The 24,509-nt window shown below is 41.1% G+C and carries 20 protein-coding genes and 1 other RNA gene; 14 read left to right on the forward strand and 7 right to left on the reverse strand.

Annotated elements, in window-relative coordinates; genetic code table 11:
- Positions 1-10 precede the first annotated feature (10 nt).
- The 7 genes from J3P37_RS01735 (at position 11) to J3P37_RS01765 (ending at position 8,926) form a co-directional block, all read left to right on the forward strand.
- Positions 11-730, forward strand: coding sequence for a DUF4198 domain-containing protein (locus J3P37_RS01735; RefSeq protein ID WP_256009265.1), 720 nt, complete (start codon positions 11-13; stop codon positions 728-730).
- Positions 731-1,047: 317 nt separating this feature from the next.
- Positions 1,048-2,409 carry a GH1 family beta-glucosidase gene (locus tag J3P37_RS01740; RefSeq protein ID WP_256009266.1) on the forward strand — a complete coding sequence of 454 codons (1,362 nt, stop codon included), beginning with the start codon at positions 1,048-1,050 and terminating at the stop codon, positions 2,407-2,409.
- Positions 2,410-2,555: 146 nt separating this feature from the next.
- Positions 2,556-6,131 (forward strand): DNA polymerase III subunit alpha, encoded by a 3,576-nt coding sequence (dnaE, locus tag J3P37_RS01745; RefSeq protein WP_256009267.1) that lies wholly within the window; start codon positions 2,556-2,558, stop codon positions 6,129-6,131.
- 134 nt (positions 6,132-6,265) lie between these two features.
- The gene (locus tag J3P37_RS01750; RefSeq protein ID WP_256009268.1) at positions 6,266-6,886 is read left to right on the forward strand and encodes a hypothetical protein; all 621 of its coding nucleotides are present in this window, start codon (positions 6,266-6,268) and stop codon (positions 6,884-6,886) included.
- Positions 6,887-6,971: 85 nt separating this feature from the next.
- The gene (trxA, locus tag J3P37_RS01755; RefSeq protein ID WP_256009269.1) at positions 6,972-7,292 is read left to right on the forward strand and encodes a thioredoxin; all 321 of its coding nucleotides are present in this window, start codon (positions 6,972-6,974) and stop codon (positions 7,290-7,292) included.
- A gap of 110 nt (positions 7,293-7,402) precedes the next feature.
- Positions 7,403-8,326, forward strand: coding sequence for a DUF58 domain-containing protein (locus J3P37_RS01760; protein WP_256009270.1), 924 nt, complete (start codon positions 7,403-7,405; stop codon positions 8,324-8,326).
- A gap of 66 nt (positions 8,327-8,392) precedes the next feature.
- Positions 8,393-8,926: a hypothetical protein gene (locus J3P37_RS01765; protein ID WP_256009271.1), complete on the forward strand. Its 534-nt coding sequence runs from the start codon at positions 8,393-8,395 to the stop codon at positions 8,924-8,926.
- Between the two features lie 98 nt (positions 8,927-9,024).
- Here J3P37_RS01765 and J3P37_RS01770 read toward each other — a convergent pair whose 3' ends face one another.
- The 3 genes from J3P37_RS01770 to corA all read right to left on the reverse strand — a co-directional run bounded on the left by J3P37_RS01770 (position 9,025) and on the right by corA (position 11,774).
- Positions 9,025-9,906: a manganese catalase family protein gene (locus tag J3P37_RS01770; protein WP_256009272.1), complete on the reverse strand. Its 882-nt coding sequence runs from the start codon at positions 9,904-9,906 to the stop codon at positions 9,025-9,027.
- Between the two features lie 131 nt (positions 9,907-10,037).
- Positions 10,038-10,772 (reverse strand): DUF72 domain-containing protein, encoded by a 735-nt coding sequence (locus J3P37_RS01775; protein WP_256009273.1) that lies wholly within the window; start codon positions 10,770-10,772, stop codon positions 10,038-10,040.
- Between the two features lie 48 nt (positions 10,773-10,820).
- Positions 10,821-11,774, reverse strand: a complete 954-nt coding sequence (gene corA, locus J3P37_RS01780) for a magnesium/cobalt transporter CorA (RefSeq protein ID WP_256009274.1) — start codon at positions 11,772-11,774, stop codon at positions 10,821-10,823.
- A gap of 137 nt (positions 11,775-11,911) precedes the next feature.
- On the opposite strand from corA, the gene mnmL reads away from it, so the two are divergent.
- From mnmL to J3P37_RS01805, 5 genes are all read left to right on the forward strand, one after another.
- Positions 11,912-12,868 (forward strand): tRNA modification radical SAM protein MnmL/YtqA, encoded by a 957-nt coding sequence (gene mnmL, locus J3P37_RS01785; RefSeq protein ID WP_256009275.1) that lies wholly within the window; start codon positions 11,912-11,914, stop codon positions 12,866-12,868.
- 404 nt (positions 12,869-13,272) lie between these two features.
- Positions 13,273-14,631, forward strand: coding sequence for an ammonium transporter (locus J3P37_RS01790; protein WP_256009276.1), 1,359 nt, complete (start codon positions 13,273-13,275; stop codon positions 14,629-14,631).
- Positions 14,632-14,703: 72 nt separating this feature from the next.
- Complete coding sequence (locus tag J3P37_RS01795; protein ID WP_256009277.1) at positions 14,704-15,750, forward strand: porin; 1,047 nt, start codon at positions 14,704-14,706, stop codon at positions 15,748-15,750.
- A gap of 73 nt (positions 15,751-15,823) precedes the next feature.
- Positions 15,824-17,038: a Na+/H+ antiporter NhaA gene (gene nhaA, locus J3P37_RS01800; protein ID WP_256009278.1), complete on the forward strand. Its 1,215-nt coding sequence runs from the start codon at positions 15,824-15,826 to the stop codon at positions 17,036-17,038.
- A gap of 165 nt (positions 17,039-17,203) precedes the next feature.
- Positions 17,204-18,106 carry a ComEA family DNA-binding protein gene (locus tag J3P37_RS01805; RefSeq protein ID WP_256009279.1) on the forward strand — a complete coding sequence of 301 codons (903 nt, stop codon included), beginning with the start codon at positions 17,204-17,206 and terminating at the stop codon, positions 18,104-18,106.
- On the opposite strand, the gene J3P37_RS01810 is transcribed toward J3P37_RS01805, so the two are convergent.
- Positions 18,091-20,304, reverse strand: a complete 2,214-nt coding sequence (locus tag J3P37_RS01810) for a bifunctional alpha,alpha-trehalose-phosphate synthase (UDP-forming)/trehalose-phosphatase (RefSeq protein WP_256009280.1) — start codon at positions 20,302-20,304, stop codon at positions 18,091-18,093. The genes J3P37_RS01805 and J3P37_RS01810 overlap by 16 nt on opposite strands.
- Before the next feature lie 335 nt (positions 20,305-20,639).
- Between J3P37_RS01810 and J3P37_RS01815 the strand changes: the two genes are divergently transcribed.
- Entirely contained in the window at positions 20,640-20,927 is a 288-nt protein-coding gene (locus J3P37_RS01815; RefSeq protein WP_256009281.1) for a hypothetical protein, read from the forward strand.
- A 43-nt stretch (positions 20,928-20,970) separates the two neighbouring features.
- Here J3P37_RS01815 and J3P37_RS01820 read toward each other — a convergent pair whose 3' ends face one another.
- Together J3P37_RS01820 and rsmA are read right to left on the reverse strand one after the other, a co-directional pair.
- Positions 20,971-21,909: an NAD(P)-dependent oxidoreductase gene (locus J3P37_RS01820; RefSeq protein ID WP_256009282.1), complete on the reverse strand. Its 939-nt coding sequence runs from the start codon at positions 21,907-21,909 to the stop codon at positions 20,971-20,973.
- A 63-nt stretch (positions 21,910-21,972) separates the two neighbouring features.
- Complete coding sequence (gene rsmA, locus J3P37_RS01825) at positions 21,973-22,752, reverse strand: 16S rRNA (adenine(1518)-N(6)/adenine(1519)-N(6))-dimethyltransferase RsmA (protein WP_256009283.1); 780 nt, start codon at positions 22,750-22,752, stop codon at positions 21,973-21,975.
- A gap of 233 nt (positions 22,753-22,985) precedes the next feature.
- Here rsmA and pdxA point away from each other — a divergent pair, with 233 nt between their 5' ends.
- Complete coding sequence (gene pdxA / locus J3P37_RS01830) at positions 22,986-24,041, forward strand: 4-hydroxythreonine-4-phosphate dehydrogenase PdxA (RefSeq protein WP_256009284.1); 1,056 nt, start codon at positions 22,986-22,988, stop codon at positions 24,039-24,041.
- A 50-nt stretch (positions 24,042-24,091) separates the two neighbouring features.
- Here pdxA and ssrA read toward each other — a convergent pair.
- Positions 24,092-24,490: a transfer-messenger RNA gene (ssrA, locus tag J3P37_RS01835) on the reverse strand.
- Positions 24,491-24,509: the final 19 nt, after the last annotated feature.

The following is a 24,509-nucleotide window of genomic DNA, read 5'->3' on the forward strand; positions in this document are numbered from 1 at the left end:
AATGATCAAGATGAATAAATTAAGGTTAGCAGTGCTTACTGCATTGTTTTTTTTAAGTGCAAGCCAGCTTATGGCGCATGCGCTTTGGATTGAAGCGAAGTCGACCGGGAAAGTAGGGCAAGCACAGGAAGTAAAAGTATTTTATGGCGAGTATGCTACCAATGAGCGTGAGGAGACTGGCAAATGGTATTCGGATGTAAAAGACTTTACTCTTTGGCTTACGACCCCAGGAAAAGAGAAGATAAAGTTAACCACAGTTCCGGGCGAGAATTTTTACTCGGCCACATTTACACCTGAAAAGGATGGTTTATATCACCTTACTGTGAGTCATGTTGCAAAGGAACTGGGAGGCACTACTAAGTATGAGTTTTTATCAGTGGCTTCGGTTGCTGTTGGAAAAGCGAATGCAATAGATCTTAGTCCTGTTACCAATTCACTTAAAGTTTCTGCAAATGAAGCTAAGATCTATAAAACGAACGCGCCGGTACAAATAAAAGCCTTGCTTAATGGCAAACCTCTGGCTAAAAAACATGTGTCGGTTTTTTCTCCTGAAGGATGGAGCAAAGAGTATACTACAGATGAAAATGGCAATATAAGCTTCAACCCTATATGGCCCGGGAGGTATGTTCTGGAAGTAAGCAACTTCGAAAAAGTCTCAGGAGATCATAACGGTAAAGCATACAGTGCTTCATGGCAGGGGGCTACCTCCAGTTTTGAAGTAAGCAAATAATATTAAGTCCTGTTTACCCGCTCGCTTTGGTTAGTTTGCGGGTAATACAGGCACTAATTATCTTGAGCTTTAGCAATAAAGTCAGGCTTTACTCTCACGATCTCCCTCATACTTAACGATTTCATAATGTCCAATACATCCAGGGGGAACATTAAATAGTGATATTGCATCAACATTTAATAATCAACGGTATGAAATTCGGTCTCTTTCAAATATTGACATCTTTCAAAGAATGGCTGTTTCTGAAAGCCATGCGTTCATCTTTTCGTCATTAATTTATTTCTTTGCCGATATTGGCTGAATATATTAATGCCTTAATGGAAGAAACAGATAGAGCAGGTCTACTCAAAGCGCAATTTGGTGCGGAATTTCGCTGGGGCGTATCTACCGCCGCTTATCAGATTGAGGGTGCTTTTGATGTGGAAGGTAAAGGCCTTTCAATTTGGGATGTTTTCACTTCCCGAAGAGGGAAAATTAAAAGTCGCCATCACGGCCAGGTGGCCTGCAATTTTTACAATTGTTTTAAAGGCGACATAGAGCTGATCAAACAGCTCCATATTCCTGACTTTAGATTTTCTGTCAGCTGGTCGCGTCTCATGCCTTCAGGACAAGGCCCTGTCAACCGATCAGGCCTTGATTATTATAGCCGGGTAATCGATTTTTGCCTTGAAAATCAAATAAACCCCTGGCTAACGCTCTATCACTGGGATTTACCTTATGCACTTGAGCAAAAAGGGGGCTGGACCAACCGCGACATTGTAGGCTGGTTCTCTGACTTTACTGAACTTTGTGCAAAACATTTCGGCGACCGGGTAAAACATTGGATGGTGATGAATGAGCCGGCGGTCTTTACCGGTGCTGGTTATTTTTTAGGAATCCATGCACCCGGAAGAAGAGGTATGGGCAATTTTCTTCCGGCTATACATCATGCTACACTTTGTATGGCAGAAGGAGGCAGGGTATTAAGAGAAATGCTTCCCCAAGCGGAGATTGGTACTACCTTTTCATGCTCTCATGTAGAACCGTATTCACCATCATTAAAAGACCAGGCTGCAGCAAAAAGAGCAGATGCCTTACTTAACAGGATGTTTATAGAGCCGGTACTGGGTTTAGGATATCCAGCTGCAGATCTTCCGGTTTTAAGAAAACTTGAAAAATATATGAAGCCGGGGGATGAGGAAAGTATGGTATTCGACTTTGACTTCATAGGGCTTCAAAATTATACCCGCGAGATCGTAAAATCATCTTTTTTTACTCCTTACATCGGCGCTAGTTTGGTAAAGGCTGAAAAGAGAAAAGTACCGCTGACTACCATGGGCTGGGAGGTCTACCCTGAAGCGATATATAATATTATCAGGAAATTTGACGCCTATCCGCAAATTAAAAAGATCATCATTACTGAGAATGGTGCTGCATTTTCAGACCAGGTGGAAAATAATGAGGTGCATGACAATATGAGGGTGCAGTATCTACAAGATCATATTAGCCAGGTACTTCGTGCTAAAAACGATGGATGTAAAGTGGCCGGCTATTTTGTATGGACCTTAACAGACAACTTTGAATGGGCTGAAGGTTATCATCCACGATTCGGCTTAATTCACGTGGATTTTGAAACCCAGAAGAGGATAGTGAAGGATTCTGGAAAGTGGTATAGGGATTTCCTAAAAGAAGGGTTATAACCACAGAGGGCACAGAGAATTCTCGTCTATGAACCTCTGTGCCTCCTCCGTGTACTCTGTGGTTACTAATACAACTGTTTAAAATTCATCCCTTCCAAATCACAATATTTCCTTAAATTCGGAATTGTCTTTTTGAACGATCAGCGATGCCGGAATTTTCTCATTTACACGTACATACACAGTTTTCGTTGCTCGACGGAGCAGCCGATATATCAAAACTTTACAAGAAAGCAGCGGCGGATGGGATGAAGGCCCTTGCTATTACCGATCATGGAAACATGTTCGGGGTGTTTAAGTTTGTGGCCGAGGCAGCAAAACACAATGTTAAGCCAATTGTAGGATGCGAGTTCTATGTAGTGGAAGACCGGCACAAAAAACAATTCACAAAAGAGAACAAAGATATTCGCTGCCATCAGCTCTTCCTGGCTAAAAATCCTAAGGGGTATCAAAATCTGGTGAAGTTATGCTCCTATGGATTTATGGAGGGGCTCTACAGTAAGTGGCCGCGAATCGACAAGGAGCTGATCCTTAAACATCATGAAGGCTTAATTGCAACTACCTGCTGCATCGGTGCTTCCGTTCCGCAGGCAATTCTTAAAAAAGGCGAAGAAGAAGCGGAAATCGAATTCAAATGGTGGCTGGATATATTCGGTGAGGATTATTATATCGAGCTTCAGCGGCATGAAATCCCCGAGCAGGCGGTGATAAATAATGTTCTCCTTAAGTTCGCTAAAAAATATAACGTTAAAATTATTTGTTCTAATGATTCGCATTATGTGGATCAGCAGGATGCAAACGCCCACGACATTTTACTCTGCGTAAATACAGGGGATATGCAAAGTACTCCTATCGCTACGGATGAAGAGGGAGGGAAGGGTTATCGCTTTGGATTCCCGAACGATCAGTTCTATTTCAAAACGCAGGCAGAAATGGCTCAACTCTTTCATGATCTGCCTGAAGCTCTCGACAACACTAACGAGATCGTTGATAAGGTAGAGCACCTAAAGTTGAAGAGGGATATCATGCTCCCTAACTTTCCTATTCCTCCTGAGTTCAGGCTCCATGCAGACGACGTTTTAAACCAGTGGGAGTACCTGCGTCACCTTACCATGACTGGCGCCAGGGAGCGCTATAAAGAAATCACTCCCGACATCCAGGAACGCCTTGATTTCGAATTGAACACCATTAAGATCATGGGTTTCGCCGGGTACTTCCTTATTGTATCCGACTTCATTATGGCCGGCAGGGATCTGGGAGTATTCGTTGGACCAGGCCGGGGTTCTGCTGCGGGTTCTGCAGTGGCTTACTGTATCGGGATCACTAACATTGACCCGATTAAATATAATCTCCTGTTTGAGCGTTTCCTGAATCCCGACAGAAAGTCAATGCCCGATATTGATACCGACTTTGACGACGAGGGTCGGCAAAAGGTGATCGACTATGTGGTAGATAAGTATGGAAAAAACCAGGTTGCGCAGATCATTACTTATGGTTCTATGGCTGCGCGAACCAGTATTCAGGATGTTGCCAGGGTGCTTGATGTTCCTCTGGCCGAAGTAAGTGCCCTGAAAAAGCTAGTTCCCGAAACATTGGGAATTACCCTAAAAGATGCCTTTGATCAGGTCCCCGAATTAAAAGAGATACTAAAAGGTAATGACGTCCGGGCAAAGGTGCTGCAGGAAGCTGAAAAGCTAGAGGGCTCGGTACGAAATACCGGTATACATGCTGCTGGTATCATCATTGCGCCAGAGGACCTTACCAATATTATCCCGGTGGCTACGGCCAAGGATTCAGACTTGCTGGTTACGCAGTTCGATGGTCGTGTGATCGAAGATGCTGGTGTAATCAAAATGGACTTCCTGGGGCTTAAAACCCTTACCATTATAAAGGATGCCCTGCGTTTAATTAAACAGAACCATGGTGTTGAAATCGACATAGACTATATCCCGCTTACGGACGAAAAAACTTTTGAGCTTTATCAGCGGGGTGATACTAACGGTACCTTCCAGTTTGAAAGTGACGGAATGCAGATGTATCTCCGGGAGCTAAAGCCGGATAAGTTTGAAGACTTGATTGCGATGAACGCCCTGTATCGTCCCGGGCCAATAGAGTACATTCCAACCTTTATTGCCCGTAAACACGGGCGCGAAGTAGTGAATTACGATCTGGCGGATATGGAAGAATATCTGGCGGATACTTTCGGGATCACCGTATACCAGGAGCAGGTGATGCTTCTTTCGCAGAAACTGGCGAACTTTACCAAGGGTGATGCCGACGTTTTGCGTAAAGCGATGGGTAAGAAGGATCGTAAAACCCTGGATAAGCTGAAACCTCAGTTTATTGAAAACGCGAAACTTAAGGGGCATGACGGCAAAGTACTTGAGAAGGTATGGACCGACTGGGAAGCTTTTGCATCCTATGCCTTCAATAAATCGCATTCCACTTGTTATGCATTAGTTGCCTATCAAACCGCGTATCTGAAGGCTCATTATCCTTCTGAATACATGGCTGCGGTATTGAATAACCAAGGAAATATTGAGAAGATTTCTCTTTTTATGGAAGAGTGTCGTAAAATGGACCTGGCAGTACTCGGTCCGGATATTAATGAGTCGCAATTGAGTTTTGGCGTCAACAAGAAAGGTGAGATACGTTTCGGAATGTCGGGAATTAAAGGAGTGGGTGAAAAGGCGGTGGAGAGCATTATCGATGAACGCCGGATCAATGGTCCTTATGCTGACATTACCGATTTCGCCAAACGGGTGAACTCCCGGACAGTGAATAAAAAAGTGTATGAGAACCTGGTATACAGCGGAGCTTTTGATTGTTTTGGCTTTCACCGGGCTCAGTTCTTTTTCCGCCCGGAAGGTTCTCAGTACAATGGAATTGAGCGCCTGATAAAATATAATAGTGATTATCAGAATAGTCTGAATACCTCCCAGGCTTCGCTCTTCGGTGGGACGTCTGATGCTGATATTTCTGAACCACAGCTATCCGATTGTCCGGAATGGGGACTGATCGAAAGGTTGAAATATGAAAAGGATATGATTGGGATTTATCTGACCGGACATCCGCTGGATAACTATAAGTTTGAAATGGATCATTTCTGTACACATCAGGTGCGCCATCTCTCATTAATAAATAAAGCAAAAAGCGGAGAGATGGCTGAAGCAGATGCAGAAGAGTTTAATAAGATAAAAAACAGGGAGTTGGTGATAGGTGGATTGGCTTCCAATGTACAGCATCGGACCACTAAAATGGGTAAACCTTTTGGTGCGATGATGTTCGAAGATTATAACGAGGCTTTTGAACTCGTTCTTTTCGGAGAGGATTATGTTAAACTTAAACAGTTTTTTACTGATGGATACTTCCTTCAGATCCGTGGTACTGTTTCTGAGCGGTTCAGACAAAAAGATAACTGGGAGTTTAAGATTACTTCAATAACCCTGTTGTCTGATCTGCGGGACAAGATGTCAAAAAGTCTGACCATTCAATTGCCTTTGCAGGAGGTCTCATCAAAAATGATTGACGAGCTGGATGAATTGTTCAGATCGAACGCTGAACAAAATCCTAACCGGAATTGTCAGCTAAAGTTTACTGTTTTTGACAGGGAAAAGGAAGAGACTATAGCTATTGAGATGCCTTCAAAAAGCTTTAAGATCTTTCCAAGTAATGAGTTTCTTGAGAAGTTAAAAGAGCATAACTTTCATTATAAGCTGAATTGAGTTGACTCGGATAGTAACAGTTAAATAGTTGTTAAAATATCATAATTTTTTTCTTTTTACTTGGGCTGGTTGAAGTAATTGTTAAAATGCTTCCATTAAACACACTTAGTTTCTAATCTAGAAAGAAAAAATTTATGAAAACTTACCTAATTGCGGCGCTATTGCTGACCGCCTGTACCTGGACTGCCCAATCACAAACAACAGGGACCAACGTTATTGGATTTGGAGTTTCTTCTCAAACTACAAAAAATGAGAACGAATCAAGCAGCATGATCAATAGCGAACAAAAATCCACAAGATATTCTCTGACATACGGACATTTTATTAATGAGAATGCGCGTATAGGCGTGACTGCGTTTCACTCGGATGGAAGCTCCGAATATTCCGGATTGGAAACGAAAAGTGAAGGATACGGAGGTGCCTTGCATTATCAGAAATACTATCCACTGTTTAAGAAGTTTTATGCATTTGCTGGGGGTAGAGGTAGGTATATGTATTCAAAAGATAAATCTGAAAGTGAGAACTCAAGTGAGATTTCAATGGAAAGTAATTTCTATGGGATTGGGGCATACGGAGGTGCTGCTTTCTTTTTATCAAAAAGGTTTGCGTTTGAGGTGCAGCTTTTATCGGCAGACTTTAGCTATTCTAAATCAACATATAATAATTTGGGATTGAAATCAACTCAGACTAATTTGAATATATCAAGCACTGGCGCCATTAATGATCTTGGTTTCAGTATTTACTTCCTTTTCTGATTAATCATAGCCCTGTCAGATTGTCTTGTGAATTTTGTGGTAAGATAATTGTATTAGTACATTTGAATTCAATAACATTAAAATTATGGCTTTAGAAATTACAGATGCAAACTTTGACGAAGTGGTGCTGAAATCAGATAAACCAGTTCTTATAGATTTTTGGGCAGAATGGTGCGGCCCTTGCCGTATGGTTGGTCCAGTAGTCGAAGAACTTTCAAAAGAATATGAAGGCAAAGCGATTGTTGGTAAAGTAAATGTTGACCACAATCCTGGTGTATCAATGAAATTTGGTATCCGCAATATCCCTGCTTTGTTATTTTTCAAAAACGGAGAAATTGTTGATAAGCAAATTGGAGCTGTGCCTAAATCTGTTTTGGCAGATAAGCTTAGCAAACAAATAGCATAAACAATTAATATTTTATATTGCGATCCATCCGTAGAAATGCGGATGGATTTTTTGTTTATAGAAAGCCGGTAAATAGTAAACCGCTATCTTTAAAATTGTAAATTGCCCTTATGCAACCCGATTTAAATACATACAAGGACTTACAGGACTTTGGCAACCTTGAGCTGCTGGCCAGGCAGGTTGTGGAAGGTTTTATAACGGGATTGCATAAAAGTCCGTTTCACGGCTTTTCGGTGGAGTTTGCCGAACACCGCTTGTACAACAGCGGCGATTCTATTAAGAATATTGACTGGAAGCTTTATGGACGCACAGAAAAGATGTTCGTAAAGCGCTTCGAAGAAGAAACAAACCTGAGGTGTCAGTTAGTATTGGATGTGTCCTCTTCTATGTATTATCCCCATAAGGAAAATAATAAGTTGCTATTCTCCATCTACTCTGCCGCTTCTTTAATGTATCTGTTTAAAAAACAAAGGGATGCCTTTGGACTAAGCCTTTTTTCTGATAAACTGGAACTTTCAACGCCTTGTAAATCGACAGCGGTCCATCAAAAATTCCTTTTTAATGAACTCGAAATTTTATTGAGCCGTGAAAGCAAAGGTAAAGCTACGTCAGTTGCCTCGGCCCTGCATGAAATTGCAGAACTTGTTCATAAGCGTTCTTTAGTGATTATTTTTAGTGACATGCTAGATCCGGGTGCTGACGAAAAGAAGCTTTCTGATATTTTCGCCGCTTTGCAGCACCTGAAATATAATAAGCATGAGATCATAATATTTAATGTGCTCGATTTTAAACATGAGCTGGAATTTGACTTTGAAAATCGACCGTATCAGTTTGTGGATATGGAAAGCGGAGAGGAGTTGAAAGTGCATCCTTCGCAGGTTAAGGAACAATATACGGCCTCTGTGAATGCATTCAGAAAAGAGTTAAAGCTAAAATGCGCGCAATACTCCATTGATCTGATCGATGCTGATATAAACGCTGGTTTTTATCAGATCCTGCATTCTTATCTTATCAAAAGAAATAAAGTAGCTTAAAAATACAATTCGTAAAATCCGAATGGCCATTTACTTGTTAGTTCTCTGTATTCTTATCAACAGCTTATGAATAATATATCAGATGTACTCCATGGTCATCTTGCTACTCATATTTTTGAAGACGATGGAAGTTTTCCCAACAATCCGCATCTCCCTGCACTTGTAATAAAAGGTGCCTTACATTTGCATCCGGATGACGATGCCGACTGTATCGTTGAACTTTTTAAGAAAAATAACTGGACCAATGCGTGGAAGGATGGGATATTAGATTATCACCACTATCATAGCACTACACATGAAGTTCTTGGAGTGTTTTGTGGAACTGCTGATGTTCAATTGGGCGGGCCGGAAGGAACCTGTGTTGAAATTCACAGGGGGGATATTGTGGTTATCCCCGCAGGTGTGGCTCATAAAAATCTAAAGTCGAGCCAGGACTTTTTGTGCGTCAGCGCTTATCCGGATGGGGCGGACTACGATATGAATTATGGAAAAGCAGAAGAGCGGCCTCAGGTTCTGGAGAATATAGCAAAAGTGCCTTTGCCATCCACGGATCCTGTTTTCGGTGAAAACGGGCCAGTTTTGGATGCCTGGAAGAAATAACATTTCAATAGAGACATAAAGACATTCGGCCCCGAACGTCTCTGTTGTTATAAAAGAAGTGTTCTCTAAAGAACTCTTCTTTTATAATAATAAGACACTTACTTACTTACCATGTCACTTAAGGTGCCCAGTATGCCGTTAGTATCTGCCATTTGCTCTTTTTGTGCAAACCCTTCGGGCGCCGGTGGAGCTAGTTTCGGTTCTTCTCCCATAGGCTCAGCAGTGACCACACTAAACTGACCTTTACCATCCACAGATGTTCCTGTCGTCCAGCGTGCCCCTTCGTACGTAAGAGGATCAGTGCCAATGTTGGTAGAAACAAAGGAATAGTTGACGTTGGTGTTTTCTTCTGTTTGGGGAAAGGTATTCGGGATAGGATGAACAGCTTCCTTACCACCTAACTCCTCTATTACAGCCAGCCATTGGTTTTGGTGCATGGTATCTCTGGCAATTAAAAAGGAAAGCATGTCTTTCATGCCAGGGTCGTTGGTGGATTTCCATAAGCGGGTAGCCAGTACCCGGCCTGTAGATTCTGCCATGACATTTGCATACATGTCGGCTGCAAGGTTACCGCTGGCAACTACCCAGGAGCCATTAAAGGGGACTCCGTTCGCATCTGTGGCCATTGCTGCCAGGCCGGCTGACAAATAATGGCGAGGGTCCATTCCTCCCATGATCTCACCGACCACAGGGTTTTCTTTCACCATTTTCTCTACCATATTGCCCGAAGCTCCTTCGAGATTCAAGGCAACAGCCGTTGAAAGCATTTCAATATGCGAGATTTCTTCGGTGCCTGTTTCCAGTAGCATGTCGCGGTATTTCACGGGGCCGCGGCATCCCCAAGCCTGAAATAGGTATTGAAGGCACACCCGGATTTCTCCTTCAATACCGCCAATTGCTTGTTGCAATAATCTTGCAAATTGTGGATCTGGTTTGTCGACGCGTACTTGGTACTGCAGTCTTTTGTCATGATAAAACATAGTGTAGATGATTTAATGTTAATAACTGTCTAAAACCTAACATGTTATGAAAAGCGATGTTTAAGGTTTTTGAAATTGTAATCTGAAGAAAGCGATTTTCAGAAAACGAAGAGTCGTTTAAGTGAAATGGCTTAAGTATTTAGCCCAGAAGTGAGTTTCTGTAATGAGAGGGCATTGTATACGGCATAGGTATGGATATCATTATTAAAGAAGATGTAGGCATCTTCGGTCCGGTTTTCATTCTTTACAACGTCAACGAGCGCCTGGAGTTGCTCCTCTTTGTAATCAGATGCGTACAATTCTCCTTCTCCATGCAACCGGTAATATAAAAGCGGGGCATTTATTACGATATCTTTGGGTAGGGTGGGATGGCTCATTCCGCAAAAGCTGATGTTTTTACTGCGCAATTGTTTAAAAACGTCTTCCTGCCACCAACTGGGATCCCTGAATTCAACCACATTAAGGAATGAGCTATCCAGGTTGGTAAGGATACGCTCAAGTCGTTCTGGTTTGTAAACAAACCTCGGACCCATCTGAAAAAGGACGCAGCCTAGTTTTTCCTGTAGCCCTTCAGCTGCAGTGGAATAAAAATCAGCAAGCATATCGGTTACACCTATAAATTGTTTGAAGTGCGTGATGGCCCTTGGCGCCTTTACAGCGAAGCGAAAGTCTGCCGGGCTCTTGCCGTACCAGCTCTGCAGTAAAGAAATCCGGGGAAACCGGTAGAATGTGACATTTAATTCAAGAGTATTAAAATGCTTACAGTAATAGTCAAACCATTTGCTTTGAGCCAACCCTTCAGGATAAAAACTACCTTTCCAATGTTTATAGTAAAATCCTGAGCACCCGATATGCCACTTTATCATATTGCTTTTCTTTCAGGAACACGGATAAAGCTGCTTAGTTTAAAATTGCTATAACCAATTTTTCTTCTTAAAGTATATAAGTGTTCCTGCTGACGAAATGAACATTAATGTTATAGCAAAAAGATAACCATATTCCCAGTCCAGTTCGGGCATTACCTTGTAATTCATACCATAAATACTAGCAATAAGCGTAGGCGGCATAAAGGCGACGGTTGCAACGGTGAAAATTTTAATAATACGATTTTGTTCAATGTTCACAAAACCCATAAAGGTGTCCTGGAGGTATTCCAGACGTTCAAAAGAGAATTTGTTATGTTCCAGGAGAGAACTAATGTCCTTAATCATGATCCTCAAAACACCCATGTATTCCTCTGGGAAAATACTGCTTTTCATTAAGGCAGATATAAGGCGTTGTTTGTCGATGATGTTTTCTCTTAGCGACATGGTTTCATTCTGAAACGATGAAATCTGAATCAGGATCTCCTCATCAGGACTCACTTTTCGCAGCGTAAGCTGTTGGTTCAGTTCGGCGATTCGTTTTGCCAGGCTCTCAATAAGGTCCGCGTCCTGATCAATAGAAGTTTCAAGGATGGTAAGGAAGATCTGAAACCCATTACTGTATGATGCCGGACTGGCTTTTATCTTTTTCACAGATTCACCGAAGGTTTTTAAATCGTCATCCCGATAGGTGAATAGAATTCCTTTTTCAACTATAATGGAAACCGGACAGTACACAAATCCTTTTTCACGTATTGACAAGAAATTGGAATTAATGATCAGCTCATCTTCCATTTCACTAAAACGCGAGGAGCTTTCAATTTCCTGGGACTGTTCTTCGGATGAATATTTAATATCGAAGTACGTTTCAATGGTTGCTTTTTCTTTAGCTGTTGGGTTTTGAAGGTCGACCCAGATCATGCTTTCCATTGGAATTTCGCGGAGCTCGTCAAGGTCGGTCTCCTTGGCTAGTCTCCGGTCTTTTTTATAATATATACGCAGCATTTAATTCAGTTAAATTTTACCAAGCCTTATTGTTACCTTTGCAGAAGTTTTAAAAGTAAAAAGTTAAATATAAAAAACGGTATTTTGAGTGGATTTAAGGGTTTAACTAAATACAGTTTATAAAACTAAGCTATATAATGGGTACTCCGGTAGATTTCGGCCAAAGAAGTTACAATCATTACGGTGCATATTTGAAAAATAAATATGACGGCAAGCGTGTGTTTAAGATTATTGTGGATGGAGGATTTACTTGTCCGAACCGGGATGGTAGTAAGGGATACGGTGGATGCTCATACTGTAACGTCGACTCGTTTACGCCAGAACTTTCCCGGAAAACACCTGTGATTCGAGAGCAGATCGAAAAGGGGATTGAAAGGGCGGTTAAGGGATATGCAGCCGAGAAATTTATCATTTACTTCCAGCCGAACACGAATACCTATGCTCCAGCACATTTTTTAAAAATGATGTATAATGAAGCTTTGAGTATAGCGCCAGAAAATGTGGTGGGGCTATCGGTGGGAACCCGCCCGGACTGTATTGATGCTGAAAAAGTCGCCCTGCTCGAAAGTTACGTAGATCGCGGCCTTCATGTCGATCTTGAAATGGGTATGGAGTCTATCTATAATGATACGCTCAATCAGATTAATCGGGGGTGCAGTCATGAAGAATTAGTACAGGCGCTTAATCTCGTTGAGAACTCGCGGCTTGATATATGTGTTCACACTATTTTTGGCTTTCCATGGGAAAGTAAGGAAATGATGTTGAAATATGCTGATGAGATCAACCGTTTTCCTCAGATTAAATTCGTTAAACTTCACCATTTGCATATTGTAGAAGGTTCCATAATGGGAGTGCAATATAAACGCAATCCATTTAAAGTGTTTTCAATTGAAGAATACACTGACTTTCTTGCTGAGTTTATTCCTTTGTTGCGCCCTGATATTGTTGTGCAGCGTTTATTCGGCCTTGCCGACTACGATCTGCTGATAGCTCCTAATTGGGGGATGAAAAAATCGCAGATTCAAACCTATATCGATAAAAGACTCGAGTCTAAAGGTGTTGTGCAGGGATCAGAGTATCTCGCAATAATATAATTTCTTCGAGTACCCCCCCAAGTCAGTTTTAAAATAGAATAACGCAGTGAAGTGGTTTGCTTTACTGCGTTTTTTTTTATTTCTAATGTTTTGTTAATGCTCTTGGCTAATTTCTTCTAGTGTCTTGCTCGGTTTTTTCAGAATAATAGATTGTCAGTGTTGTGTTTGAGTCTATTTTATTCTTAATTATTCGAATTCAGTGATTGTTTTGGCCTGTATTTTCGTTTTGTTGGTTTTTATTTGCTTGTTTTTTAGACAATCCACCGCATTTTATGATTTTTTTAATACTTTTTTTAAAAAAGTACTTGAAATATTGATTTTTGTTACTAATTTTATCATCAAATCGTACGAAAGATTAAAAAATAATAAACAAACGAATATTTAACAGCTAAAACCAAAAGATTATGGAAAATTTTAACGCAGTTATTGAAATGTCAAGCCATCTGCCAATGATGAATGTCCTGGCTGTTGTAGAAGAAGCAGGAGTAGCGTCAGAAATTGCGAATGCCATGCTGACAAGTAACAATATCTGGATGATGTTGTCTACTGCACTTGTATTTATTATGCACCTTGGATTCGCAAGTGTTGAAGCAGGATTTTCTCAAACCAAAAACACGGTAAATATTTTATTTAAGAATACTATTACTCCAGTCCTCGGTATCCTCATTTATGCACTGGTAGGATTTAATTTAATGTATCCTGGTTTTGCTGAAGGTTCTTACAGCTGGTTTGGTTTTTCAGGAACCGGAATTGCAGCACCAGAAAACGGTATTACCGCTGATTATGCTAGTGGCGGGTATACTTACTGGACCGATTTCTTATTCCAGGCAATGTTTGCCGCAACTTGTGCAACTATTGTATCAGGAGCAGTAGCCGAACGTATTAAATTCGGTGCATATATCGCCTTTACAGTGGTATTTGCCGGGTTGATCTACCCGATTCTAGGTAGCTGGAAATGGGGGTACGGAGCATTAAATGATATGGGTTTCCATGATTTTGCAGGTTCAACCCTGGTTCACTCTGTGGGCGGCTGGGGAGCTCTAGCAGGTATTATGCTATTAGGAGCACGTAAAGGAAAATATGCAAACGGCAAAGTGAAAACCTTTGCAGCATCTAATCTTCCGTTGGCAACTGCTGGTACTTTTCTTCTTTGGTTGGGCTGGTTTGGATTTAACGGAGGCTCTGTGCTTTCAGCGGATCCCGGCATGACTTCATTAGTACTGGTTACTACAACCTTAGGTGCTTGCGGCGGCGCAGTAGCTGCAGCTCTTGCGGCGTATTTCGTCAACAAAACTTACGATTTCGGCATGACATTAAATGGAATTCTTGCTGGTTTGGTTGGTATCACAGCAGGTGCTGACGTAATTACTCCTATGGAATCGATTATCATCGGACTGGTTGCAGGTGTGCTAGTTGTATTGGGTGTTAAGTTGCTTGACGCTTTAAAATTAGATGACGTTGTAGGTGCCGTGCCTGTTCACTTATTCTGTGGTATATGGGGTACACTTGCTGTAGGGATTTTTGGAGAAGGTAAGTCGTTCATTGCCCAGCTTCAGGGTGTAGCTATCTACGGCGTTGCTGCTTTTGTTTCTGCCTTCGCAATATTTGCCATATTGAAATACACCATCGGTTTGAGAGTTTCTGAAAAGGAAGAAGTGGAAGGTCTGGATATCTACGAACACGGTATCGATGCTTATTCTATTCCTGCAGTATTGTCCCTTGAGGCTTCAGCTACTGAATCTGAAAAAGAAGTGTTTGCCTAGATCACTATTAATCAAACAACACTATTAACTGAAATAAAATCAACAACAACCTTATTTAACAAACAAAATCACATGATTAAAAAATTATTAGCCATTGTTGCAATTGCTGGGACGTCTTATGCCCATGCTCAAGACACTACATCTACTTCTTCACCTTTAGAAATATCCGGATCTGTTGACACTTATTATAAGTATGATTTTTCGGGAGTGGGTAATATTCCTACATACTTTAACAGTGATCAGAATTCTATATCATTAGGAATGATCGATGTCGCTCTTAAAAAGTCAACAGGGAAGGCTTCATTTGTTGGTGAGTTGTCGTTTGGCCCGCGTGGACAATATCAGTCTATTCCTACCGGTGATGACACTGATCCTTCAAATACATTCCATATCCAAAACTTGTATGTGAACTATGCATTCACTGACAAGTTCAGTATGACTGCCGGTTATATGGGAACTTTTGTAGGATACGAAGTGATTTCTCCTGTCGCTAACTTCAATTATTCTACATCTTATCTGTTTGGTGCCGGTCCTTTCCAGAATGCTGGTATTAAGGCTAACTATGCTGTGTCGGATAAAGTAGGAGTTATGGTTGGATTATTCAATGACTGGAATACTTATCAGGATCTGAATGGTGTTTCTGATTTTGGTGCTCAGCTTTCACTGGCTCCTGTTGAAGGATGGAATGCATACATCAACTTTTTAACAGGCTATCCATCAGGAACAATAATTGATTTAACAACAACATATCAGTTGACAGATGCATTTAAGTTAGGTCTTAATGCTGCAGATCGCACTATGCCTAGTGATGGCGGAGGTTACACTGGCGTTGCACTATATCCTCAGTATAGCTTAAGCGACAACTTCGCATTAGGACTAAGAGGCGAGTATTTCAAAGTCAAAAAAGATGATGCGGCAGGAGCCATCTTTGTAAGTCCAGATGAATCAATAACATCGTTGACTCTTTCTGCAAATCTTAAAGCCGGTGGATTAACATTTATTCCCGAACTAAGATTAGATAATGCTTCTGAAGATGTGTTTATGAAGAAGAAAACAAGTATGGGAGCAGATACTAAATCCGCTTCTCAGTTTTCACTTGCTGTAGTTTACGCATTCTAAAAACTTCTTAAGGTAGAGACCAGCTCGTTTTGGTCTTTACCTATATCCAGAGACCTGATTTGATTTAGAGGAAATGAAAAAGATTATTAGAAGAACCTTTAATCCATTAAAAGCTTTAATCGAGGATACCAGGACCGTTGGTGTTCTGCTAATATTGTCCACCTGTATCTCTATACTTTTGGCAAACTCTTCGAGTGGGGTAACCTACAGGCATTTCTGGCATTTCGAGAGTCATTCTCTGCATGAGTTATCATTGCCTGCTAATTTCTTTGAATGGATCAATAGCTTCCTGATGTCTTTCTTTTTCCTTTTGGCTGGAATGGAGATTAAGCGGGAGTTGGTAAGTGGTGAACTTTCTTCCTTTAAAAAGGCAATCCTGCCTGTAGGTGCAGCCTTGGGGGGAATGGTGATTCCTGCACTTATTTTTGTGCTTTTTAACTTAAATTCTGCTTACCAAAGTGGTTGGGGTATTCCAACAGCTACAGATATTGCTTTTTCGCTTGGAATTGCTTCTCTTTTTGGTAAGCGAGTTCCAACTGGCCTGAAAATATTTCTTATGGCCCTTGCTATTATTGATGATCTGGGTGCTATAATGATTGTCGCCCTGTTTTATGGCGGCAATGTAAGCTGGTTGTTTTTAAGCTTAAGTGTGGTAGTTTACATGATGCTTTTAGTAGCATCGTCCCGCAAGGTTAACTTTGCACCGCTTCAGGTCATCCTATCTTTAATATTGTGGTTTACTGTGTTTAAAGCGGGAATTGAAGCAAGTATTGCGGGTGTATTAATTGCGTTTGCCATGCCCGTTAAAACACTTCCAGCTATCGAAAAGGAAATTCACAAACCGGTTAATTTTTTGGTACTGCCGCTGTTTGCTCTTGCAAATACCGCAATACTGCTTCCCTCTGATATTTTAGGATCTTTAGGTAGTACCTTGAGTCTAGGAGTAATACTGGGTTTGGTAGCAGGTAAGCCAATAGGAATTTATCTTTTCAGCCGTATCCTGGTTCTTCTGAAAGTCGCTTCATTACCAAAAAATATTAGCTGGAACCAGGTGTTTAGTATGGGAACGCTTGCCGGAATAGGTTTCACCATGTCCATCTTTACAACGAATCTCGCTTTTACCAGTGAAGCTGCTAAGGATAGCGCTAAAATAGCCATTCTGTTCGGTATGATCTGTTCAGTTGCCATAGCTTGGGCGATGTTCGCTTTGATCGAAAAAAAATCCAGTTCAGCAAAAAAGGTGTCGCTCGACCAATCACCTGCTGAACTAACGTTAAGAACGGCTTAATCATCTGAAGTTCTCTATATAAAAAAACTAATTTTGGTTTAGTGTTGTGAAGAGGGTTTTGCGTAAGCAGCCCTCTTCCTTTTTTTGCGCTGGATCAAAGACTCTCAAGATGACCTTGGTCATAGGCAGTGCCAGAACAATGTCTTACTTTCATCACAATTTGTTATGAAAGAGTCGTTAAAAGAATTCCTAAGTTTTACCAAGAAAGAGCTTAACGGATTGATAATTTTCTGTTTTCTGCTCTTACTTATTGCCCTCGCTCCCTACATATATGCTTATTTCAATCCTCCACAGGTTTATAGGTATGACGAGTTTGAAAAAGAGGTAAATGCTTTCAAAGAATCTGCGCGTGAAAATTCTCACAGGTCTTATCCTGGGTATTCTAAGAAAAAGAACGAAACAGTATCTAAGCCTGTATATTTCAAATTTGATCCAAATAATCTGCCTGAACAGTCATGGAAAAAACTGGGGCTAAGCGACAAGCAAATCAGGGTTATTAATAACTACAGATCCAAAGGCGGAAGATTTTACGAGAAAGAGGATCTAAAGAAAATATATTCTATAAGCCTTAACGATTATTTGCGTCTGAAGCCATATATAAACATTCCTCCAAAAAGCTATGCTGGTGCCTGGGAGAAAAAGAGAACCGGCTTCACAGGAAAAAAAGAGATGATCATGATAGAGCTGAATAGTGCCGACTCAGCCCAGCTTGAATCTCTGAAGGGAATCGGTCCTGCTTTTGCCAGTCGTATAGTGAAGTATAGGGACCGGGTTGGTGGCTTTTACAGAAAAGAGCAATTAATGGAGGTATACGGTCTTGATTCCTCGAGATTTGCAGGACTGAAAAACCAGGTCACGGTCAACGGTCAGGCCATTAGGAAGCTGAACATCAATGCCGCAGATTTTGACGATCTGAAAAGATATCCATTCCTTAAATACAAGCAGATCAATGCAATTATTCAATACAGGACACAGCATGGCTTATACAAGTCTGCGGCCGACCTGAAGAACGTCGTTTTATTAAACGAAGACCTTATTAACAGGTTATCTCCTTACTTAGAATTTTGATTTTCAGTCGATTCCACATCATTTTTCTCCGCCAGTGTACGTAGGAGCTGCCTTACCTCTTTGTAGTCATTGAGGTAAAACCTGGCTGCAGAAATGTTGCTGCCCACTTTTATAGTAACCGAGTCATGAGAAAATGCTTTGAACATATCTTCATCTGTATGATCGTCACCCAAGGCCATCACAAAATCATACGAGTCATTACTAAGCCAGGTAAGTGCCACTTTTCCCTTGTTAACTTCCATGTTCTTTACTTCTACAACTTTATTTCCAGGGAGCATATGGAGGCCTTTGTCTGCTGTGATGTATCGTAAATTTGCCATGAGGTCATTAGCTCTCAGTTCTCCAAGATCTTTTTCTGCTTTTCTGTAATGCCAGACAAGGGAATAGGTTTTCTCTTCAATGAAGGAACCGGGTGTTCTGTCTGTGAAAGTTTCCAGTATAGGGAAAATATCCTGTTTCCAGTGATTTGATAGTCCGGGTTGCTCCACCCATTCGGTTCTATGTTTCTTTTGCCATGCACCATGCTCTGCAATGATGTCGATAGGTAGGTGTCCAAACCACTCTTCCAGATTCTCGTGTTTTCTTCCACTAATGATCACTACCGTGTTGGATGGATCAGAGCTTAGCTGATGAAGGATGCTCATTAGTTCAGTATCCGGAGATGCTTTGTTGATATTTGTATCAAATCCAACCAGGGTGCCATCATAGTCGAGGAATAAAATCCTGTTAGAAGCAGCTGAGTATTCTTTTTCTATAATGTGACGCCTTTGGGAGCCGATATGTTTCGCCTGGAGCGAAGCCTGCATGAGTTTCACCTCTTGTAGCCTGTCCATATAAATTTTTACCCAGTGTCTGATATTGAATTTTGAAACAATATCTCGCATTTGGGTCATTCGTCGCTGTTGTTCCGGCTCGGGCATGTCCAGGCCTTCTATAATGGCCCTGTACATTTCTCCTATATTATTCGGATTCACAATGATCGAGTCGATAAGCTCTTTGGCGGCACCCGCCATCTCACTGAGGATAAGCACCCCGGTATTGTTTGTCCGGCAGGCAATATATTCTTTGCTCACCAGGTTCATGCCATCGCGCATAGGTGTTACCAGGCAGATGTCTGCAAGGTTATACAGGGCAGCGAGCATCTCGATTTCAAATGACCTGTAATAGTAATGCACTGGCAGCCAGTTAAGCGTCCGGTATTGTGCATTTATGTTGCCGACCACTTTATCAATTTCATCCCTCAGTTCTTTATACTGTTTTACCGTATCCCTGGATGGAACTATGATCATGTATAGAACCACCTTGCCGATGTATTCAGGATTCTTTTGCAGTAGCATCTGGTAAGTCTGCAAACGGTTCAGGATGCCTTTGCTATAATCAAGGCGATCAATAGACAATATCACTTTTGAGTATTGAAAGCTTTTTTTCAGCTTCTCAATATTGTCCTGTACCAGTTGTTCGTATGTAAGTTGTTCGAACTTATTATTATCGATTCCCATTGGGAATGATTCAATCACTATTTGTCTTTCATTATAGCTTAACACGTTAGCCGATGACTGTACGGGAAGCACCCTGGTAGCGGCACTTAGAAAGTGCCGGGCATCATCAAAAGTATGAAAACCTATAAGATCTGCTCCAAGCATGTTTTCCAGGATTTCTTTTCTCCATGGTATTAACCTGAACAGTTCATGAGAAGGGAAGGGGATGTGTTGGAAAAAACCGATAGTTAGGTCAGGCTGCTCTGCTCTGATCAATCCGGGGAGTAGCAGTAACTGATAATCATGGATCCAAATAATATCACCCGGTTCTGAAATTGCCAGCACTGCATCTTTGAATTTGTTATTTACACTTACATAGCTATCCCAGTATGATTGTTCATAGACAGCATACGTTGGATGATAATGGAACACGGGCCAGAGTATTTCATTTGAGAAACCTTCATAGTACAGATTGATGTCTTCCTGAGTCAGAAAAACGGGAAGAAGGTTGATCTCAGACAGTTTTTCTGATATTAGTTTTTCTTCTTCCACCGACGAACATTCTACTCCAGGCCAGCCAATCCAAACATTATTCCCCTGACGGTATATCGAACCCAACCCGGTTGCCAAGCCTCCTTCACTTTGTTTAAGGATAAACTCTTCATGGTCTTTGGTGATCTTTACCGGCAGTCTGTTTGATATAATGATGGTTTTACTCATAGTTTTTTCCTTGTTAGGCCATTTATAAAAGGCAAATAGGGGTATTAGTGTTTTGAAATTGTGAACTTCAGAATGAAGGCTGGCTTAGGCAGACACCCAAATGTAAGACTTTATTATTTTTAAGGGAAATAATAATGACTATAGGTCCGTTTCTTCACTGGCTTTGCTCTTGTTTATCCACACAAGTTATCCACATAATATGAATAAAAAGTTAATTTTTTGAGAACACTGTGGGAAAGAGGGTGTTAAAAAGTTGTTAATCAGTGTAATTGGACCGGTGTTCGAAAATTGATTATTTAAAAAACCGAATGAAAAACTAAAAAAACAGAATTGTCATGACACGGAACAGGGCTTTATCTATCAGGAACTGGATTAAAAATATGGGGTTCCAACTTACGAAATCCCATCTTCTTGATCGCCGTACCAGGAAAATCAAGTATTATACCCTGGGTAATTTTGGAATTTATGAAGAAATTTCGCCCAAAAATGCGGAAAAGAAAGAAAAGTTTATTTCCTGGACTCCCTGGGGTGATAATATTGAAGTAAACTCTGTAAACGATCTAAGCAAAGCTTACGAAGAATTTTTAAATTATAATCCCAATGTGTTGCCGAATTTAGCGTGAATACTAAGTTCGTCCGGCGGATAAGATTAACTTTCCGTCGGACCTATGGTTTTTCGGCGATCCCTTTTAATTTCTCTGCAAGTACTTCTGAAATACGTTGAAAAGATTCAACACTCCAGCCTGCTACATGAGGACTGAGCAGTACGCGGCCTTCTTTAATAAGATCTGAGAACCAATCTTGCTGACTCAGGGCCGGAAACTTTTCAATTTCCAGTACATCCAGGCCGGCCCCAAGTATTTTACCTTCTCTAATAGCTTTTAGAATGGACATTGTATTCACTATTTCACCCCGCGCTGTATTAAGAAAGAAGATAGGTTTTCTGAAATGAAACAGATATTCATCGTCAACTAATTGCCGTGTTTCACGGGTTAGTGGGATGTGTAAACTAAGTATATCCGATTGCCGAACGATCTGCTCCATGCTAACCTCAGAAGCGAACTCGTCAGTAAATCCCGTTTTATATTTGTCGTACGCAATAACATTCACGTCGAAGCTTTTCAGTTTTTTGGCAAAACATTGGCCCATAAATCCATAACCAACTATACCCACTGTACGACCCTTCAGTTCAAGGCCGCGGTTTCCTTCGCGATTCCATAAGCCATTCCTTACTTCGATATCACTCCTTCGTAAATTATTTAGCAGCGATAACAACATTCCTATCGCATGTTCTGCTACCGCGTCGCGGTTACCTTCAGGAGCATTTAAAAGAGCTAAGCCTTTTTTTTTAGCGTAATCTACATCAATATTATCCAGACCTGCACCAGCTCTCGCAACAAACTTTAGGTTTAATCCCCTGTCAAGTAATTCCCGGTCGATCTTGAATTTTGTCCGTACAGCGATGCCATGGTATTCAGGTAAAACTTCGAGCGTCTGTTCCCTTGTAAGATCAGGGAGATCATCAACTTGATAACCAAGTTTAAACGCTTCTTCTTTAAAAACATGATGTAATCTATCTACTATAAGAATCTTTTTGTTCTGCATCAAACGGTAAATCTTTTGCCAAAATTAAATAAAGCAATTACATTCAAATGTAATCTTCGCATTTCAAAGCCGCCGGGATACCCATTTAGTCAGGTTTACAAAGTCTTCAACACTCAACCGCTCGGCCCTTAGATCAAGTACAGGGTCTTCCGTCATTTTTTCTTTTGGTATTACTGCTGACAAGGCATTGCGAAGGGTTTTTCTCCTTTGATTGAAGCCTGCCTTTACTACCCGCCAAAATAATTTTTCATCACAATCAAGTTGTAGTTGTTCTTTTCGCGTTAACCGTATTACAGCTGACAGCACTTTCGGCGGGGGATTAAATACTCCGGCTTTAACTGTAAAAAGGTATTCTACATTGTAGTAGGCCTGCACAAGAACGCTTAGAATGCCATATTCTTTATTGCCCGCTTCAGCAGTGCATCGTTCAGCCACTTCTTTCTGGAACATGCCAACCATCTCGGGAATGAGCTCCCTATTGTCCAAAATTTTAAATAGTATTTGAGATGATATATTGTATGGGAAGTTTCCGATAATGGCAAACTGCCCGGAAATGGCATCTTTAAAGTCCAGCTTTAAAAAATCGCCGTTTATCAGCCGCTTGCCCAGCTGTGGATATTGCTTTTGAAGAAACTGATACGATTCCACGTCGAGGTCTATCAGGGAAGTTTGGTACTCTGTCTTTTGCAATAAAAAGTCTGATAAGACGCCCATGCCTGGCCCTACTTCCAGTACTTCAGTGTATTTACCCTCGGGCCGAAGGCTATTTACGATCTTTGCAGCGATATTTTTATCGGTCAGGAAATGCTGACCCAGGTGCTTCTTTGCTCTAACAGAACTCATCAACGCTTATTTTCGGGCAAAATTACGTAAAAAAGATGGGCTTAAAGGTTGGTACCGCCCGGTGCATTTATTTCGAAGGTTCTTTATCCATATCTCATATATGAAGAATGTAAAATTTGCAGGCTAAGTTTTATATAACATTTTATATTTTTAACATAAATCCATAATGCATATGAACTTTTATATAAGTTTGTATAAATATATGAAATTTGGTAAGGGCATCTTTAGATAATATGAGCGATAAAATAAAAGTAGGAATTTCTGTAGGGGATATAAACGGCATCGGATTGGAAGTGATCATTAAAACCTTGTCTGATCATAAGATTTTGGATTATTGTACTCCTGTTGTTTATGGAAATACAAAAGTTGCTTCATTTTATCGCAAAGCATTATCTATAAATGACTTCAGTTTCAATGTCATCAGCCATCCGAACCAGGCAAACGCTAAACGGGCGAATATGATCAATTGCTGGGAGGAGGATGTTAAAATTGAGCCTGGCGTGGTAACTGAAGCGGGTGGTAAATATGCTTTTATCTCACTCGAAAAATCGGTTACCGATCTGCTGGCTGGTAGCATCGATGCCCTGGTTACAGCCCCAATAAATAAACATAATATCCAAAGTGATAACTTCAGTTTTCCCGGTCATACTGAATACATTCAGCATCGGACCAACGCTGCAGACTCTCTGATGTTTCTCGTAAGTGAGGATTTTAAAACCGGAGTGGTTACGGGACATATCCCGGTAGGAGAGATCGCGATGAGCATTACTAAGGAAAGCATAGTATCGAAGCTCGAGTTGATGAAGAGTAGTCTGAAAAGTGATTTTTGGATTCAAAAACCGCGGATCGCTGTTTTGGGGCTTAATCCGCATGCGGGAGACAATGGTCTAATAGGGAAGGAAGAGAATGAAATTATCGTTCCTGCAATTGAGGAGGCCAAAGAAAAAGGAATATTTGCCTTTGGCCCTTACCCGGCTGACGGATTTTTCGCTAATGGCTCTCACCTCAAATTTGATGCTGTGCTAGCGATGTATCATGATCAGGGCCTGATTCCATTTAAATATATTGCCTTTCATAATGGGGTGAATTTCACGGCCGGTTTACCCGTGGTGCGCACTTCGCCGGATCATGGAACAGGTTACGATATTGCCGGAAAAAATCTGGCATCTGAGAATTCTTTCCGGGAAGCTTTATTCACTGCGATTAATGTTGTTAAACGCCGCAGGGAAATGGCTGAACTTACGTCAAATCCGTTGAAAATTACGAAGCTATCGAAAGACAGGGATTAAAAAAAGAAAAGTATGATATAAAAAAAGCCACCTTAATGGCGGCTTTTAAAATGTGGACCCGGAGAGATTCGAACTCTCGTCCAAACATGGGACCAGATGCGCTTTCTACATGCTTATTTTGCGTTTGGTTTTAGAGATTGAGTTGGCCGCAAACATCCTGCTCAATCCTTAGCTTCTTTGGTTTTCGAGATAAAGTCAAAGCTCCTTTATCCTTATTCCGGCTTTTCCGTGCTTCCGGATCGGGTGCCGCCAGACCTGGCTCCCGGGAAACATCTCGCTTACACTTCTAAAGTGTAACAAAGGCAAATCTTAACTCCGTTAAGATTAAGCAGCAAGAGCGTAGTTATTTTCGCCTGTTGTTGTTTGAGAACCCTGATTATAGCGCTGTATTCTCAATGCGCTGCATGCTTACACACTTATCATCCATCCTGTCAATTCCGGTCGGGCCCAAGTGTTGTATTGCGCTTA

It is taken from the genome of Desertivirga xinjiangensis (assembly GCF_024436435.1).
Lineage (GTDB): Bacteria > Bacteroidota > Bacteroidia > Sphingobacteriales > Sphingobacteriaceae > Desertivirga > Desertivirga xinjiangensis.